This window comes from Bacteroidota bacterium, from assembly GCA_020402865.1.
Lineage (GTDB): Bacteria > Bacteroidota > Bacteroidia > Palsa-965 > Palsa-965.
The window spans coordinates 1-18,312 of the sequence record JADBYT010000004.1; the positions used below are offsets into that span (position 1 = coordinate 1).

Sequence of the window (18,312 nt, forward strand, 5' to 3'; positions counted from 1 at the left end):
GGTTACGTTAGAGCCAAGGTTTACCGAGGGCGCCGGGCTCAGGGTAACCTGTACAGAGTCTGTGCCGCTGCAGCCGTTGGCGTTGCTTACCGTTACGGCATAGTTGCCGTTGGCGGTTACAGAGGTGATCTGCGTAGTATCGCCTGTACTCCATGCGTAACTCGTGTAGCCTGAAGGTGCTGTAAGCACTACCGTATCAGAACAACTTACCGTGTCGGATACACTTACTACCGGGTTCGGGGTGAAGCCTACTACTACGTTGTCTGAAGCCGTGCATCCCTGCGAAGTAAGCACGGAAACACTGTAGCTGCCGGGCTGGGTAACGGTAAGCGTTTGTGTACCGGCACCTGTGCTCCAGAGAAAGCTGCTGCCTGCATTACCCGCATCCAGCAAGGCAGATGTGCCGCAAACAATGGTGTCGGGGCCCAGATTTACAGCGGGGTTTGGAAATAGTGAAACCAGCACGGTGTCTGTGGCCAGACATCCGTTTGCATCAGTAAGCGTGAGTGTGTACGTGGTTGTGGCCGTGACTGTGGCCGTGGTTTGAGCTTGCGTGGGCACAGCCAGGTTTGTGACGGGTTGCCAGCTGAACGTGTAGGGCAATGTGCCTCCGGAGCCGTTGTTGTTGATACCAATGGTTGCGGTGTTGCCGGCGCAGGCCCCAATGTCGGCCGAAGCAGTAAGCGAGGGCAAACCGGCTCCGGGCGATGTTTTGGTCATTTCCACGAGCCAGGTATCCGCTGTGGTGGTGCAGAAGAAGCGATCAACAAGTACACGTACATACCCGCAAAAAGTGGGTGTAAATGTGGTGGATGAAAGTAATCCGCAAAAATCATCGTTGTAGGCCAGCACTGCGCCGGTTGCGTCGTTGTAAACGGTAATCTGCGAATCAAATGAAGACGTGCTTGAGCAGGTTGTTACCGTGTAAGCTGCGCCAGCCTCCACAAACGCAAGCATATACTGCCCGGCCGTGATGGTTTGTCCGACAGGCACATTAATTGCCGTTGGTGTTAAATTTCCGGGCGCAAGTACGTTGTCATTTGCACATTGTGCATTCGTGTTTTTTGCCGCAAACACAAATGCAAGAAAAATGAGCAATCGTAAAATGTGTTTCATTTTGAGGGAATGTAAAGTTTGGGGGAATTGTTTTAACAAATGTAACGATTCAGGCTAATCAGCGCCGGTTGTTTTTACTTACTTTTAACACTTCCTGTTGATTAACTTATGTCGAAAAAGAAAAATTCAAACAGTAAAAAAAGCCCGGCTTTGGCAAAACAAGGCTTTGTGCGGCGCCACGGGTTTTCCCTTGCACTTCTGATTATTACGTTTATCGTTTTCGGCAACGGTATTTTCAATAAATATGCGCTCGATGATGAGTTTTACACGGCGGGCAGCAACAAGTACACCCAACAGGGAATAAAGGCCATTCCAAAAATTTTTACCACCCGCACATTTTACAACAACGACGGGTCGGGCTATTCGTACCGTCCGGTGGCGCTCACGTCTTTTGCCATTGAAATACAGCTGTTCGGCGAGCATCCGGAGGTAAGCCACTTTGTGAATGTGCTGCTCTATGCGTTCACCGTCATGTTATTGTTTGCATTGCTGCGGCGCTGGTTTCATGCGCAGGGCAACTGGTTTTCGTTTTTTATCGCCTTGCTTTTTCTTTTACATCCGCTGCACACAGAGGTGGTTGACAACATTAAATGCCGCGATGAGCTGCTGGCCATTTTGGCTGGTGTGGGCAGCACCTGGCTGTTGTGGCGGTTTATGGAAACCGGCAAGTGGTGGCTGGCGGTGTTATATCCGCTCACGTTTATGGCGGGCATGCTGGCAAAGGCCACAATCATGCCTTTCTATGTACTCATTCCTCTGGCGCTCTGGTTCTTCAGTGGCCGGAAATTCACACAAATTGCGCTCTATATGCTCCCGCTGGTAGCGGTGGCCGGACTGGTACTGCTCATTAAAAACGGCGTATTGCCGGAGTCGGTGAGAGAATACCAAACCTTTGAAAACCCGATTACCGGCGATACCGGTTTTGTGGCGCGCATGGCTACTGCTGCACATGTGCTTGGCCGCTACCTCTGGCTGCATATAGTGCCGCATCCGCTGGTGTATTATTACGGGCATAGTTATGTACCGCTGGCAACCTGGGCCGATCCGGTGGCCATTGCCGGTTTGCTCGTACATCTTGGTTTGCTGGCGCTCGGGCTGTGGCAGTTGCGTAAGCGCACTATTCTCAGCTTTGGTATCTTGTTTTACCTCGTTTCTGTTTTCTTCTATTCCAACCTCATTACCCCCGCTCCGGGGCTTATGGCCGAACGCTTTGCCTATATTGCCGTGTTGGGTTTTTGCATTGTGCTGGTATGGGGTGTTTTCAAACTGCTCAAACTTGCACCCGAACAATTTGCCTGGTCTGCAGCACACTCCTCGCGTGTGCGCATGGTGCTGCTGGGGCTTGGCGCGCTGTATGCGCTGCGCACAATGGTGCGCAACGAAGACTGGGAAGACAAACACTCGCTTTATGGCAACGATATGGAATACCTTTCCGAATCGGCAAAGGCAAACATGCTTTACGGCTCACTGCTTTCGGCCGACGGTGCGCGACTTGATTTTGAAGGCAAATCCTATATTGAAAACAGTCGCCGGTCGGGCAATATAAACGAGTTTAATGTGGGGAAAATGAAGCGCGACTCAGCCCGTACACTCTTTGCACAGGCACGCGATTATTACCGGCAGGCCACCGTAATTGCACCTAAGTATTACACCGCCTGGAGCAACTACGGCACTACGTATTATTTCCTCGGCGATTTTAAAAGTGCGGTGCCATTGTTCAGGCAGGCGCTTGTACACAAGCCCGATTATACCGAAGGCCTTTTTAACCTGGGCATGTCGTACGACAGTTTGCGTAAGCCTGACTCTGCCATGTATTTTCTGCGCAAGTGCATTGCCAGCGACTCGGCCTATTCGGCGGCTTACGATCCGCTTTCAAAACTTATGTTTGCGGCCGACAGCAAAGCCGAACCAAAGATTATGGCATTGCTCAACCGCGCGGTTGCCAACAACCCGAAATCAGAGCTGCCCTACACGGCCATGATGAACGTAAGCATGCTGAAGCGCGATACGGCTGCGGCTGTAGCCTTCATGGACAAAGCCGCCGAACTTAACCCAACCAATCAGATGCGCATGTATCAGCTTGCCATGTATTATCAGCAACACGGCAATGCCGAACGCGCCGCATACTGGCAAAACAAACTCTCCGAGTTTCAGCGCGAGTCGGGAAAACGCGCAGGGAAAAGACGCAGCGCAAATCAGTAACCTCAGGCCAGCCGCGATTGCAGCCAGATCGTGTAGTTGATTACGTCTTCTTCCGGACTGCGTTTGGCGGCATCAATAAACTTCTGAATGCTTCGCTGCAGCGGTTTGTCGCGGCGCACACTGCCTTGCAGTTTCATCATAGCGGTAATAATGTTCATGAGTTCCTGCTGGCGTTTTCCGCTTCGCGTATTCATAAGTGAAGCAAAATCTTTGCGGATCTGAGCCATGCGGCGCTCCAGAAAATCGAAGTCTTCAAGCTCAAAGCGGATAATCAGTTCGGCCACCTCAATCTTCATGCGCAGCTGCTCGTCGAGCGTGGGGTAGCCCTGCTCCATTTTAAGGCGGGTAAGGTGGCGAAGCGCCGTCTTGTAATCGGCCTTATCAAAATGCAATACCGATAAATTAAAGTAGATGAAAACAAGATAAAACGGCAACTTCTTGATCACAGCACTTTCCTTTGCCTCGTTGAGAATGGCAATGGCTTTGTCGCGGTCTTTTACCGAATAATTAATTACAAGAATATTGTAATAATACATCAGAAACTTGTCGTGCAGCAAACCGCCATACTCTTTCATTGCCGTTTGAAGCTGCGCGGCAGTAGCAAGCGACTCGTCGTACTTCTTGTTTTTATACTGGGCGTTGGCCAGATACGTAAGCTGCTGCAGCTTGGTATCGTGGTTGTTTCTGTTGTACAGTTTGGCAGTGGTAAATTCCTCAACGGTTTGCTGAAGGTATTTTTCGAGCGAAACGAAGTCGTTTTTCTGAAGCAGTACGCGGCTGAGCGAGTGATAAACCTTGAATCGCAGCTGCGTGCTGGTACGGCCGGCTTTACTGCGCGAGAATGCTGTTGCCTTTTTTCGCAACGTGTCAATCATTCGGTAATTTTGCTTCGAAAACCCTTGCGAAATACGCACGTTGTAAACCACCTCGGCCAGAATATCGTCTATCTCCTGAAGCTTGTTAAGCTGCTCCCGGTTCTGCCTGCGCCTGCGAATATATTCTGCCGGATTCTGCTCTGGCGTTTCCTGCGAAAAACGAATGTATTCGCCATATACCAGATCAAGCAGTTCAAGGCTGTCGAGTGCCAATGCCTTTCGTTCCGCACGCTGTAAATAATGCAATGCAACCGCTGGCTGCGTCCGACCCACAAACAAACGGGCCAGCGTAAGCAAATGCACCACTTGCCCGAATTCATTTTCATCAAGATACTGCAACGCCAGACTACGCCCCACATCGTCGAGCAACCGGTTTTTTAACCGGTACAGCGCATTCTTATCTTTACCCTTGTAAAGCTTTTGCTGTATGCGCGACTCCTCGTAGTTTTCGTGGTTGTGGCGTATATAATCAAACAGCTCAATATCTTTCCGGTCGTCGCTGGCGTTGGTGCGGCTCATGTATAGTTTCAGGTGGCGCACCTCCTCCTTGTTCATCGATCCGATAATCTGCTGTAATACCTGCATGGCTTGAACACGTAAGATTTCTCGAAAATTAGGTGTTTTATTTGAATATCCTCGCTTATTTTTGAACTTGTAATAGTTGTAATGCGTTTCGGCCTATGAGTATTCGATCCTTTTTATCTGTTGGTTCTGCCCGTTTGCTGGCTTTTGCCGGTTTACTATTTCTCCTGTGCGCCATGCCGCGTCAGATGCGTGCGCAGAATTTTATCGGCTTTTATCCCCCGGTGTTAATTGGTTTGCCCGATACCGTTTCTACCGGCGATTCAATTATTGCCGGGGCCGTGCTCGGAAACCTTAGCCCGCTGTTGTATAACGATACGCTTACCATTGCCGGATATGTTGATACGGGTAACGGTAACGTCAACTTTCTTTATCAGGTTTATCCGCAGGCAATCATTAACCCATTTGATACCGTTCCGATCATTTTTCAGTTTGCAATTCAGCATCCCTCACAACAGGGCGCTTTTCGTATCGGAGGCAATGTAATTGTAATCTGGCCCATTTTATCAGACCCGCAGTTTGATACCGGCGATTCGATTGTGGTTCCTGTGTTTGTGCTTGATGGAACCGGCATAAATGAAAATCCGCGCAGCAGACCTTTAGGAATAAAGTGCTTCCCCATACCCACACGCCAGCATCTGAACATTGAGGTGATTCCCGGCCACCCCTCTCCCGAATACATGCTCATACGCGACGTGCAGGGGCGTATAATTTACCAGTCGCCTTATGCGCCGCAGCCAGTAAATACAGAGCACTGGGAGTCGGGCATATATATCCTGGAATGTCGTTATGAAGACGGCAGCCGCAATTTTATCCGCATCATTCGTTAGAGAGAGAACCGGCCTGCACGATTGGCAAACACCGTGTACGGCCCTCTCTCGGCGAGTGTCCGGCTCTCTTCTGTTTCTAAGCCTCTTCCTTTTCTTTGCGCCGCGTATTTTACGCCCGTTTCTGTGTGCATCTCAGCAGGCAATGCCGTGTGAATACGATTAATGCGCCGCACTGTTTGGCCGTATTGTGTGCATAACATTAAATTTGGTATTCATCAATACCATTGCGCATGATGATACGCCTGCTCTTTGTCTTCGCATGTTCGGCAGCATTTCAGCTGCATGCACAGGTAAGTCCGTTTATTGCCACCACATGGAATCAGGTATGCTATTACAATGATTCGTGCCCCGCCGTTTCATCGGGCGGGGCGTGCGGAAAAGCATACACCGGCTGCAACGCCACAGCCATGGCAATGATTTGTAAGTATTATGCGTATCCGGCAACGGGCTTCGGCTCGCATTGCAACAGCAACCTGCCTTCGCAGTGTGTGAATTTTGCGGCACAGAACTACAATTATGCCGCCATGCCCAACAACGTAACCGGCCCAAATGCCGATGTGGCACAGCTAATGGCACATCTCGGCGCCGCTTGCGATATGCAGTACAGCGGAATCAGCTCAAACTCATTTTTCGGCTCCGAAGTATTGAAACGCTATTACCGCTATTCGCCACGCCTGTATTCTTCGGCCACATTTCTGTTTAATACCACACAGGAACTTATTGATGCGATTAAACTTGAACTCGATGCCGGCCGGCCGGTTTACTGCAAAGGCGGAAATCATTTTTACCTCATCGACGGCTATAATTCCTCCAGCCAGTTTCATGTAAACTTTGGCTGGGGCGGACTTTACAACGGTTATTATGCCATTACCAGCGTAACAAATGCACAAGGTAATTTCACGCCGTCAAATTTTATGTTCATGATCCGTCCGCTTGCCGGCGATCTTGAAACCGCCGCCGATACAATTACGGTAACCGCAGGCGCTCCGCTTACTACGCTGGAATTCTCCTCTACTCTGCCGTGGACAATCACTACATCTGTTTCGTGGATTACGCCTGCTCTTACATCGGGCAGTGCGGGTTACTTTTCCTATTCAGACGGAAGCACATTTACCCCGCAGGTAAATAATGGCGCTGTGCGTTATGGCTACATCTACGTGCAGAATGCGAACGATACCGACACCGTTGTAATTAAACAGGAGGCCTCACCACTCACGGCAGCTCCCGATACGCTCAGCTACACGGCATCAGGCGGCACACTTGTTTCAAACATTACGTACTTCAGCTGGGGCGGCTGGACAACCAGCAATCCGTTTGCGTGGATTACTGTATCTCCTGCATCGGGCACAGGAAATGCAACGCCATCAATTACCTGTTCACTCAATGTGCTGCCCGCACCGCGAAACGGCTACGTGGTTGTAAACGCCGGCATTTACAGCGATACCATTTTTGTGTGGCAGGACGGCAGTATCACTACAGCATTATCACAAACCGAATCACCTTCATCTTTCACGCTTTATCCAAACCCCGCAAATAGCGAAGTAACCATACAACGACCTGAAAACACCAGGGCCACGCTGTTTGTACGCGATCTTGCCGGGCGCGAAGTGTATATGCGTACTGTTTCCGGAAATGTGATCGTACTTGACATCAGCCCGCTTCCGCGAGGGGTTTATCTGCTTGAATTACGGAATGAGGAAGGACGGGGAATGACAAAACTTGTGGTGGAATAAGAGGCTGTTTAAATTCCATCTTTCAGCGCATGTTAGTGCCTGTCAGGCAAACACCGTACTGAAATCTTTTTTTTGCCGCGTGGCGGGATTGAGCTGCTGCTGCCAGAAAGCCTTTGTGGATGAAATGCGGCAGCGCAATGCACCGGCACCGGGCCTCACCGTAACCGTATTGTTTATGCCCATGAGTTTCATTTCTTCGGAAGAAATAAACCATGAAAGTGCGGGGCGAAACAACGCTGCTGCCAGGCTAAAAATGTAGTGGTTGAGCGTGTGCGTATGCACGCCCGCCATGCGCAGCAACTGCCCGAAATTATACACGTCTTTACCGCCTGCTTCTACAATGCGCTGCGCGGGTTCAGTGCTGATGATTTCGGCCACAAGGGTTGCAAAATCGTCGGCGGCGAGGGGTTGTACTTTTGTGCGCAGCACGGTGCCCGGCAGCCAGATGTGTTTGCCCAGCAGCTGCGCCGCTTTACGTAGTGTACGTATGCGCTGCACCAGCACGGTGCCGGGCGTACACAGTATCGACGGCCGTATCACCCAGGTACGTTCCTGCCCCAAAATCACAGCATCGGCAAGCGCCTTGCTGCGCAGAAACGCGGAGGGGTTAGTTCCGTCGGCACCCAATGCCGATACCTGAATGATGGCCGGGTTTCCCATTGCCGCCCGGTTTTGCAATATGGCCAGCGAGGTGCCGCCGTGTACATGAAGCAATTCTTTCTCGCTGCCACGCAGTGCACCAATACAATTGATAATTACATCCACCGGCCCCAGCCTCCACGGCTGCCGGTGTATGTCGAATATCACTGAATGCGCACGGCCACCTGCGCCCACACCTTCGAAGTGAAAATGTGCAGCGCGCACAGCGCCTATAATTTCGGCCTGGGGAAAATGTGTTTGCAGTTTGCAAAACAGGATGCGGCCGGCCTGACCGTTTGCGCCCAGAATCAGGATGCGCAACGGATTTCGCTTGCGGGTAGCCATGTGTAATCTATTTTTTGATCTACTACAAACGCACCCGCAAACCGGGCCGTTTCAAAGAAATTGGTTTCAAACAAATAGCCTTCGGCCGGGCGTATGGGCCAGCGTTCACGCAGGATACGCACCATTTGCACACGTCCGTTGTTTACCGAATAAGCGCGGTCAATGGTGGCAATGGTCTGGCGCAGTTCTTCGTTATCGTTTCCGCTGTGTGCCGTGTCAATAGCCCAGTTCAGAAATTTATCGCCGCTGCGCAACTCAAGCATGTTTTGGATAACATTGATTTTTGCCGGCGAGAAACGATAGTGTGTAAGCAGATTGCCGCCGGTTTTCATGAGCGGCTTATCGGTAAACGACTCGAGAAAATACACACCCTTTGCTTCGCCGCCATTGAGTTCCGAATCGTCTATCAGCAAACGAAAACCGGCGTGGTAGTAATTGAAGTCGAGCGCCTGCGGCATAAACGACGCGCGCATGTGTTGCAGGCTTACATTAATCATTGAAACAAGCGCACGGCCATTAAACAGCCGCAGTTTGAGCGGAGCAGGAAGACGATGCTGCACTTCGGCTGCATCCACATAAAAATTGATGAGGCGGATCTGATGCAGTTGTCCGCTGAAGGTGATGGGAATGTTTCGCAAGAGGTTCATACGCTGTAAATGAAGTGGATGTAATAATATGTAGTTGCGGCAGCCGAGCTCAGCAGAAGCGCAGCCCAAAGCACTGTCCAGCGTTGCGAAAGGCCCAGCAGCGCAGCACGGCGTATATGTCCGCGAAGCATAATGCTGCTGCTGGCAGCTATGCAAACGACAATGGCAACGAGGCCGGAACCCGGTGCGGCAAACAGCCATGCAATGCCGGGCAGCAGCACCAGCACGCCAAGCAGTTGCAGCATGGCTAAGTGGCCCCAGTAGTCCCACACGCTGCGGCGCAGGCTGGCGAGAGCGGCTGTCATTTGGAGTATCCAGCCTGCGCCGCAGGCAAACAGCGCGGCAGGCACAGTGTGTGTGGTATTTTGGCCGAGTGCATGCGCAAGACCCGCTCCCAGCGCCGCAGTAATCAACACCGCCGCGCACACGCAAAACACAATAAAGCGCGCCCGGCTCTGCAGCCTGAATTGCGGCGCACAGCTGTGTGCCAGCGTAGCATAACGGCGGGCCAGAATAATGCGGCGGTTGTCGGAAATGAATGAATACACGCGGCCGGCCATCCAACGCATCAGGCCTTTGGCAAACACACGCTGCAGCAGCGGCCAGCGGCGGCCCAGCAGATGCAGCAAAGCATCCACACCGTAAATGGTTGTGCCGCCGTTTACATCCACCAGCGGAATTTCGTTGCCCTGCCGCTGGTTGTCAACCCGGCACATAAACGATTCATTGTGCAATGAGGAAAACGTGCGGCGCTCATCGGCCTGTAAAATGCCCGCTTTGATGAATGCCGAAGAATAAGCCTCACAAAGCGGGCACTCGGCATCGTAGAGCAGAATTTTCTTTGCGGTGTTCATGGCTTAGTATTTTACCGTTTGCTGCTGTGCGTAGTACTGCTGGTAGTAATTGTTCCATGCCTGCGCGTTTTCCCATGCCTGCCGCGCCATTTCGTTTTGATAGGCAATCCAGAGCTGCGCCTGATACTGGCCGCCAAATTGCTGCTGCATGTAACTGGTTTGCTGAAATTGCTGCAGGCGGCTGTTGCTGTCGGTAAGCGATACAATGAAGTAGCAAAGCATTACCGCCAGCAAGCCAAGCATAACGCGATACGTGATGCCGATTTCGCCGGCAAAAAGCAACCAGATTGTAGCCACAGCTCCAATACCGGCAAAAATCCAGTAGAGTATATAAAACACAGTGTATCCGCCTTTTTTACCGTTTGCCGCCCGGTCAATAGAACTTATAAGCTGGGTAACCAGCAGGCCAAGCATGGTAAACAACGCTAAAGGCGAAAGAATAACCGTGAGCATGAAAAACAAAGAGAGAAACAGCAGCACGGCCTGCAGCGTGTTTTCTATGGTGGTTTGTGCGGTTTTCATGGCTTTGGGTTTTATATGCGTTTCTAATTACTTCATCATCTCCGCAAGGCGGTGGTTTTCTGCTATTTCAATTCTCTCCTGCTCAACTTCCTCGCTTTTATCAATTGTCCTGATTCCGCTGTAGTAATAAACAGCAATCAGAATTGATAGGCCCATTTGCGACAGAACACTATCACGGAATGAGGTTTGAGCCCAGATAAAACCGTTGATCATTGCCCACACAGCAACCATAATCCAGTAGGTGAAATAAAACCTTCTGTTGTTTGTTTTTTTCCCAATACTCTCTGCCGTTCGCAAAACAGCGCTGAGCAGCTGAATCAACGCGAGTAAAGGGAATAAAAACATCAGAAGCATCCAGCCTAAAACAGTTACGCCCACAATACCGATCAAAACCAATAGAATCAGCTGTAGCGTGCGGTCTGTATCTTTGATTAATGTTTTCATCTTGTTTCGTTTTTATGTGAGATATTATACTTTCAATAATTTTTGAACTATTGGGGCAAATTTTTTAGCGCATTAATTTCATGATGGTTCCAAGAAACCAGTTCTCGTCGGCCTTAATCATGGTATCAAGGGTTTTGTCGGCTTTAGTGCCGAGTTTGTAAATGCCTTCAACAGTGTCGTTGAATGCTTTTGCTTCACGGTCACCTTTAGCGGCCTCCACGTCGCGCAGGGCTTCCAGCGCATGCAGCATGGGCTCAAGCTCGCGTTTGCGGCGTTCTTTAGCTACCTGGCGGAAAACTTTCCAGATGTCTTTCTCGGCCACAAAAAACTCTTTCCGCTCGCCGGGACGAAGCTCTTTCTGCACCAGCCCCCAGTCGATAAGCGCACGCACATTAAGGTTTGCATTACCTCGGGAAATACTAAGCTGCTCCATAATTTCCTCGGCACTGAGCGCATCGGGCGAAATGAGCAACAGCGCATGCACCTGCGCCATTGTACGGCTGATGCCCCAGCTTGATCCGAGGGTGCCCCAGGCCTGTATAAACTTCTCTTTCGCTTCGTCGAGTTTCATGATTCAAATGTAAATACGTTTTTTGAACTTTCAAAACTTTTTGAAAATTATTTTTGTTCCCGGCCCGAAAACAAAACGGCGACCCGTTTGCGGATCGCCGTTTTATATATAAATGTGACTTTGGTTAGTTCACACGCTCTTTGAGCAGGTGTACAAAGCTGGCAAAGTTGTAGGTTTCTTCGTCGTAGCCAACTGCGGTGATCGTGTAGTAGTACACACCATCTTCAGCCATGTTACCTGCGCCGGTAAGACCATTCCACACGGTAACATCCTGCTGGCCGCCGGGTAAACCGCTCACATTGCCTTCATAAACTTTGTTACCCCAACGGTTGAAGATAATTACGTCGATGCTCTTCACCGCGTTTACACTAAGCTGGAACTCGTCGTTGCGGCCATCGCCGTTGGGCGAGAACACGTTCGGAATGGTAATCTGGGCCTGTTCAACAACAGTAATGTAAATGGCGGTAATTACTTCGCAACCCTGAATATCGTTCCAGCCGGAGAGATACACGGTATATACACCGGGCGAGGTGTAAGTGAACGAGGGACTCTGCTGGTTTGAGGTGCTTTGCAAACTGTCGCCAAAGCTCCAGGCATAGTTATTTACACCCGGCGATGAGGTTGCGTTGAAATTAACCGTGAGCGGAGCCACACCAAAAATAGTGCTGGCATTGGCTTGTACGGTAGCCGTGTTTACAGTATTAATAGTAACCGGACCGCTGTTTACACAGCCGTTTGCATCTGTTGTTACTACGTTGTAGGTGCCGCCGGTGAGTCCGGTTATGGGCATACTGTTGTAAGTTTGGTTGTTAACCTGGAAAGTAAACGGACCTGTACCGGCAAGCACTGCCTGCTGGGTAATGGTGCCGGTGCTGTCGCCACAGTTTGACGGTGTGGTTTCCAGATAAATTTCGGGTAGCGGCAGAATGGTGATGTTTACCGTTGCCGTGTCTGTACAACCGTTCGCATCGGTACCGATTACGGTGTAGCTGGTATTGTTGGGCGGGTTGGCAGAAGTCTGACCCGAGTTGGGGTTGCCTAGGCCAACTGTGGGAATCCACTGGAAGTTGGCTGCGCCAGCAGCAGTAAGGGTTGTGTTTGAACCCGCACATACTGTATTATCTGTGGCAGAGGCCGTAACGTTGGGCAACGAGAATACTGTTACCTGAACCACATCGGTAGAAATACAACCGTTGGCCGAGGTTACTGTAACCGAATAAGACGCCGGGCCGGTTGTAGGTTGAACGGTAACGCTTGAGCCCGTGGTTGAACCCACAATGCCGGGGCCTGTCCACGAATAGGTTGAACCGGCAGCCTGCGGGGGCACACCTATTGTTCCCTGCGTTCCTGAACAGATAGAGAAGTCGGGGCCGGCGGTAATTGACTGTACCGGGTCAACAACAACAGTTACCGTGTCGGTATCAATACAGCCGTTGGTGTTTGCAGTAACCACGTAGGTGGTAGTAACAATCGGGTTAACGGTGTATGTGGCGCCGGTAAAGGGTCCGGGAGTCCAGGTGAATGTGGTGCTGCTTTGTGCGGTGGCCGTGAGTATTGATGTGCCACCAGCGCAGATGGGGCTGGCCGATGCGGTGGCACTTACCTGCGGCGGAGCAGTTACCGTTACTGTTACAAAAGCTGTATCGCTACAGCCGGCTCCGTTTGTACCCACCAGTGTGTAGGTGGTGGTTACTGTGGGATTAGCTGTGGCGTTGGCCTGTGTAGTTGAACCGAGGATGCCTGATGCCGGCTGCCAGCTATACGACATGCCGGGCTGGCCGGTGGCAATAAGAATGGTTTGTGAACCCGAGCAGATGCTTACGTTGGGGCTTGCCGTTACCTGAGCCGGAGCCACAAATACGGTTACCTGATCATCGTCGTCGCAGCCGAGTGCGTTGGCGGCAATAAGTGTGTAAGTGGTGGTAGCAGAGGGAGAAACGCTGATGCTGCTGGTGGTCTGGCTGGTTGACCACTGATAGGAGGTACCGCCGGAACCGTTAAGCGTTGCTGTGCCACCGGGGCAAATGGTAATATCGGGCCCCGCATTGGCTGTGGGCGCCGGACTCACGGTAACCGGAACGATGTTAGACGCTGATGTGCCGCAGCCTGAGCCGTTGGGCCAGCCTGTACCGGTAACAATGGCCTGATAGAACAGTGTGGAGCTGATTGGCCCGGTATTATACGTGGGCGAAGTGGCTCCGGCTATTGTAAAGAAGGTGTTCGGCAAACCGGTAGTGGACACATACCATTGCAGGTTTGGCGAAGTGTTTCCCTGAAGCAGAATTTGCGACGTATCGCCTGCACAAATGATGTTCGGGTTTGAAGAGGCCACACCGGCAATGGGCGGAGGCCCTACGGTGAGACCCACTGTATCATCGGCAGAAGTAATTGTTACACAACCACCGGTAACTGTTACGGTGTAAGTGATGTTGGTAGCGCCAAGCACAACCTGCGGGTTTTGCTGGTTGGGCGAACCGATAATGCCCGAAACGGGGGCCCAGGAATACTGGAATGTGGCGCCGGGGCAGCCGCCGGTAATATTAGCCTGAAGCTGAATTACATCGCCCGGACAGCCGGCATAAAGACCAGCGCTGGATGCCTGAATGGTAGTTACCGGAGGTGAGCCGGGCGTGGTAAACGCTACCGCCGTGGACCATGCACTGCCTGTAGTTGCAGAGGCCTCCACAAACTCCCTTATTCGATAGTAATAGGTCGTTCCCGGACACAGCTGTGCGTAAGGAATAAACACCGGAAAATAAGGCTCGAGGACACAAGCCTCGGCTGACGGTGGATTAAGGGTGGAGTGGTACCACGGATTAGTACCCCATAACGGCGAGTTCGGAGCCGGGGGGGTTCCAATAAACGACGTGGGAGAACAAGCCACTTCTACTTCCATCCAGTAAGGCCCGCAACCGCAGGTAGCCGGGTCTGAATCGCCCGTAAGGGTAAGGCCGGTGGGCGATGTGGTTGCTACCACATTTAGAATGGGTAACGCGTGGCAGGCTTTTGCCTGCTGGGCCGCTCCGAAAAGCAATGCCATCAGCATAAACAAGGGAAGAAAAAGCCGCCTTGAGGGTTTGTAAGGGTGTTTCATGTGTGTTTTTTTTGCCAATAAATACACGACCCATGCCTTGGGTCTGCGCACCTATAACTACAAAACAAAGAAAAGTTTCTGGTTATTTGTTAACAAATATAGAAAAATAGGGATACAAATCTTAGCCTTTAACCCTACTTTTATCCACACCTCACTATTAAAATTCTTCTCCGTCTCCTTTCCCGAATTTTTAGATTATTCATTTGTGTTTCTGTAATGGCAAAAAAAAACCGAAAACAACGCCACCTTTTTGAAGATATTCTTGAAGTATTAAACAGTCATCCCGGCAAAGCCTGGAATTATAAACAACTCGGAGCCGCACTGGGCGTTACTGAAAAAGAAGAGCGGCAGGCACTGATTCTGCTGCTCGACGACTTCACAAAAAAAGGGCTTGCCGAAGAAGTGGAACGCGGAAAGTTCCGCAGCAAAACGTCTTCACGCATGGTGCAGGGCCGGGTGGATATGACCCAGTCGGGCGCAGCGTATGTAATTCCCGAAGAAGGCGGCGAAGATATTTTTGTCCCCGCCCGCTATACCAACAGTGCGTTTCATGGCGACATTGTAACCGCCAAGGTGTTTCACCGCAAACGTGGCGACGGACGCGAAGAGGGCGAAATTATTGACATTGTAACCCGCGCCCGCACCGAGTTTGTGGGCACACTGCATATTGAGGCCCGCGTGGCTTTTCTTGTGCCGGATAACCGGAAATTGCCGGATTTTCTGATTCAAAAAGACAAAATCGGGAAAGCAGCCGAAGGGCAGAAAGTGGTTGTAAAACTTACTGCCTGGGACGATCCTTCTGATTTGCCCCACGGCGAAGTGGTGGCCGTTTTGGGTAATGCCGGCGACAACAACACCGAAATGCACGCCATTATGGTGGAATACGGCCTGCCGTGGAAATTTCCCGCCGATGTGGAGAAAATGGCCGACCGCATTCCTACGGAAATTACGGATGAAGAAATTGCCAAACGCCGTGATTTCCGCCACGTAACCACCTTCACCATTGACCCGGTGGATGCGAAGGATTTTGACGACGCGCTTTCTGTGCGCAAACTAGAAAACGGACATTGGGAAGTTGGTGTACACATTGCGGATGTGTCGCATTACATGAAGCCGGGCTCGATTATCGACAAGGAAGCCGTAGAGCGCGCCACATCGGTGTATCTGGTGGATCGCGTGGTGCCGATGCTGCCCGAAATTCTCTCGAATTTTGTGTGTTCGCTGCGGCCCAATGAAGATAAGCTCACGTTCTCGGCTGTTTTTGAACTCGACGAAAACGCCACCATTCACAACGAATGGTTTGGCCGTACGGTTATTCACTCGGTGCGGCGCTATGCGTATGAAGAAGTGCAGGAAATTCTCGAAGGCAAGCCCGGCGATTTCAGCGAAGAACTTTTGCTGCTCGACAAATTGGCCAAGAAGCTGCGCGACGAGCGCATGAAAAACGGCTCCATTACGTTCGACCGCGAAGAAGTAAAGTTTCATCTCGATGAACACGGCAATCCGACCGGCGTGTATTTCAAAGTCATGAAAGACTCGAATCAGCTCATCGAAGATTTCATGCTGCTGGCCAACCGCCGTGTGGCTGAGTTTGTGACGCTGCGCCGCCGCGCGGGCGAAACCGCCGCCGAAAAGAAAAAGCAGGTACACGATTTGCGCCGCCCGTATGTATATCGCGTTCACGCCGCACCCGATCCGCAGCGCGTAAAAGAGTTTTCGGAATTTGTGGGCACGTTTGGCTATAAACTTCAGACCGGCAACGAGCAGCTCATTTCGCGCTCACTCAACAAGCTGCTGAGTGATGTGAAAGACAAGCCCGAGGCCAATATGATTGAAACGCTGGCCATACGCGCCATGGCCAAGGCTATTTACACAACCGACAATATCGGCCACTACGGCCTGGGCTTTAAGTATTACACGCATTTCACCTCACCCATACGCCGCTACCCGGATGTACTTGCACATCGCCTGCTGCAATATTATCTGGACGCGGATGCCGGCCGCAAGTCAGACGAGGCGCCCATGGACAGCGCCGTGCTTGAGCAGCTGTGCAAACACAGTTCCGACCGCGAGAAAATGGCGGCCGATGCCGAACGCTCTTCGATAAAATACAAACAGGTGCAGTTTCTGCAGGATAAAATCGGCGGACTGTTTGACGGCATGGTGTCGGGCGTTACGGAGTTTGGCTTCTTTGTGGAACTGGCCGAGAGCAAGTGCGAGGGCATGGTACACATCAGAACGCTTTCGGATGACCGTTACTTTTTTGAGCAGGAGCGTTATTGCTTACGCGGCGTAAGAAGCGGCCGCACGTTTTCGCTTGGCGATAAGGTGCGCATCGTAGTTAAAACCGCCGACCTGATTAAAAAACAACTTGATTTTGAACTGGCCGATATGCCGGCGAAAGCGGCTTCGGGCAGCGGCAGCGGGTTTAAAATTACCGGCGGCTGGGACGAAACAAAACCGCGCAGAAGTGGTGGTAAAAATGATAAGGGAAACAGGCCAAAATCGGGGAAAGGGAAGACCGGCGGGAAGCGGCGGTAGGCGTTGGCTGCATTTGGTGCAGATGCTTGGGTGCATTTTTGTTTTCGCAGTATATCTGTTGCCTGTTCGTTTGCATGCGCAAGCAGGAGATAGTCTCTCCAATCGCATTGATACAATTTCAACATCCGGTAATTCGGCGCGCTTTTTTTTATGCAAATGGAATTACACCGGCCAAAATGTATCCGGCATTTCCATTATCGGCTCTACAGATTATTACGGACAAAACACATCCGGCTACTGCATAAATGGCCTTGAACTGAGTATTGATGGCGGCGCGAAACAGCTGAATGGCTTGGGAATAGGTGTGGGTTTACTATCCCCTTACGGAATTGTAAACGGGGTTTTGTTTAACCCGTTCTTTACCACAGCTTCTCATTTGCGAGGAATGGCAGGCCCTTGTTTAGCAATTGATGTGGATACGCTGGACGGTTTAGCGCCTTTTTCTTTATTTGCAGCAAACAGTAAGCTTAACGGGTTTTCCGCCGCCGGTGTTTGGCAAACCTCATCAATTGCTAACGGAGTTGTTTTAAGCGGCATCGGGCATCGATATGATGCTTCGTTTATCGGATTTGCGGGTTGTGGCATTGTGGGTATATACGGCGGGGATTTTCAAGGCTTTACTGTTTCAGGAATTGGGAATCATTTTAACGGCAATGCTTCAGGTCTTGCGTTATCTGCAATTTACAACAATGCGTCGCAGGGTTTTAACGGCTTTTCCGTTTCGCTGCTGCGCAATAAAAGCAGGGGACAATTCAACGGCTTGCAGACCGCAGCGTTCTGCCGGACTGAAAAGCTTTCCGGTGTTCAGTTTGGATTAATCAATCGCAGCAACCGCGTTTCGGGTGTTCAGTTTGGGCTTATCAATATTATTCATTCCAACCCGAAAGGGCGGCGGGTGCTACCAATTGTGAATTGGTGCATTTCGGCGATGAAAGACACTGTTATTTCAGGGCAAAAAGATAGCCTCGCCCGTTATCGTATATATGGACCAGACGGTTTTCTGAAGCATGAATATTTTTTGAAAAATGGTCTGCTTCATGGTGTGGAAAATTTTTATCTGACAAGGAATAAAATTGAAAGATCGGTTTCGTGGCAGAACGGGAAAAAACACGGCTGGGAAGTTGATAACCTTGATCCGGATTTAACAGCTTTGTTTTGGGAAAATGACAGTTTGCTTATTATTCGCCATACGATTAAGCTTCCGGTGCAAGATGAGATAACAATCGGCACCTGGTTTCTGGAAGAACATACAAGCGGAAAGCGAGTGGTGTTTCTTGTAAGAGCTATTCAACAAGACACTATTAATCGCATTGTAAA

General features: G+C 50.8%; 13 protein-coding genes. 4 read left to right on the plus strand and 9 right to left on the minus strand.

What is annotated here, in order from left to right; translation table 11 throughout:
* Nucleotides 1-1,116, minus strand: a 1,116-nt coding sequence (locus tag IM638_03280) for a hypothetical protein (protein ID MCA6362032.1), incomplete at its 3' end; no start/stop codon positions are given.
* 108 nt (nt 1,117-1,224) lie between these two features.
* On the opposite strand from IM638_03280, the gene IM638_03285 reads away from it, so the two are divergent.
* Entirely contained in the window at nt 1,225-3,318 is a 2,094-nt protein-coding gene (locus tag IM638_03285; GenBank protein MCA6362033.1) for a hypothetical protein, read from the plus strand.
* Between the two features lie 2 nt (nt 3,319-3,320).
* Here the strand turns inward: IM638_03285 and IM638_03290 are convergent, their stop codons facing one another.
* On the minus strand, nt 3,321-4,778 hold the full coding sequence (locus IM638_03290; protein MCA6362034.1) for a hypothetical protein: 1,458 nt from the start codon (nt 4,776-4,778) through the stop codon (nt 3,321-3,323).
* A 95-nt stretch (nt 4,779-4,873) separates the two neighbouring features.
* Between IM638_03290 and IM638_03295 the strand changes: the two genes are divergently transcribed.
* Together IM638_03295 and IM638_03300 are read left to right on the plus strand one after the other, a co-directional pair.
* Nucleotides 4,874-5,605 (plus strand): T9SS type A sorting domain-containing protein, encoded by a 732-nt coding sequence (locus IM638_03295; GenBank protein ID MCA6362035.1) that lies wholly within the window; start codon nt 4,874-4,876, stop codon nt 5,603-5,605.
* A gap of 230 nt (nt 5,606-5,835) precedes the next feature.
* Entirely contained in the window at nt 5,836-7,338 is a 1,503-nt protein-coding gene (locus IM638_03300) for a C10 family peptidase (GenBank protein MCA6362036.1), read from the plus strand.
* A 42-nt stretch (nt 7,339-7,380) separates the two neighbouring features.
* On the opposite strand, the gene IM638_03305 is transcribed toward IM638_03300, so the two are convergent.
* The 7 genes from IM638_03305 to IM638_03335 form a co-directional block, all read right to left on the minus strand.
* Nucleotides 7,381-8,322 carry a hypothetical protein gene (locus IM638_03305; GenBank protein ID MCA6362037.1) on the minus strand — a complete coding sequence of 314 codons (942 nt, stop codon included), beginning with the start codon at nt 8,320-8,322 and terminating at the stop codon, nt 7,381-7,383.
* On the minus strand, nt 8,286-8,969 hold the full coding sequence (locus IM638_03310; protein MCA6362038.1) for a DUF2071 domain-containing protein: 684 nt from the start codon (nt 8,967-8,969) through the stop codon (nt 8,286-8,288). The genes IM638_03305 and IM638_03310 overlap by 37 nt, the downstream gene beginning before the upstream one ends.
* Nucleotides 8,966-9,823 carry a DUF393 domain-containing protein gene (locus IM638_03315; protein ID MCA6362039.1) on the minus strand — a complete coding sequence of 286 codons (858 nt, stop codon included), beginning with the start codon at nt 9,821-9,823 and terminating at the stop codon, nt 8,966-8,968. Before IM638_03315 ends, IM638_03310 begins: the two co-directional genes overlap by 4 nt.
* A gap of 3 nt (nt 9,824-9,826) precedes the next feature.
* A complete protein-coding gene (locus tag IM638_03320; protein ID MCA6362040.1) occupies nt 9,827-10,345 on the minus strand; it encodes a hypothetical protein in 519 nt (172 codons plus the stop codon).
* Nucleotides 10,346-10,372: 27 nt separating this feature from the next.
* The gene (locus IM638_03325; protein MCA6362041.1) at nt 10,373-10,789 is read right to left on the minus strand and encodes a hypothetical protein; all 417 of its coding nucleotides are present in this window, start codon (nt 10,787-10,789) and stop codon (nt 10,373-10,375) included.
* A gap of 64 nt (nt 10,790-10,853) precedes the next feature.
* Nucleotides 10,854-11,360 carry a transcriptional regulator gene (locus IM638_03330; GenBank protein ID MCA6362042.1) on the minus strand — a complete coding sequence of 169 codons (507 nt, stop codon included), beginning with the start codon at nt 11,358-11,360 and terminating at the stop codon, nt 10,854-10,856.
* A 124-nt stretch (nt 11,361-11,484) separates the two neighbouring features.
* Nucleotides 11,485-14,454 carry a gliding motility-associated C-terminal domain-containing protein gene (locus IM638_03335; GenBank protein ID MCA6362043.1) on the minus strand — a complete coding sequence of 990 codons (2,970 nt, stop codon included), beginning with the start codon at nt 14,452-14,454 and terminating at the stop codon, nt 11,485-11,487.
* Nucleotides 14,455-14,670: 216 nt separating this feature from the next.
* Here IM638_03335 and rnr point away from each other — a divergent pair, with 216 nt between their 5' ends.
* Nucleotides 14,671-16,995, plus strand: coding sequence for a ribonuclease R (gene rnr / locus IM638_03340; protein ID MCA6362044.1), 2,325 nt, complete (start codon nt 14,671-14,673; stop codon nt 16,993-16,995).
* Nucleotides 16,996-18,312 lie beyond the last annotated feature (1,317 nt).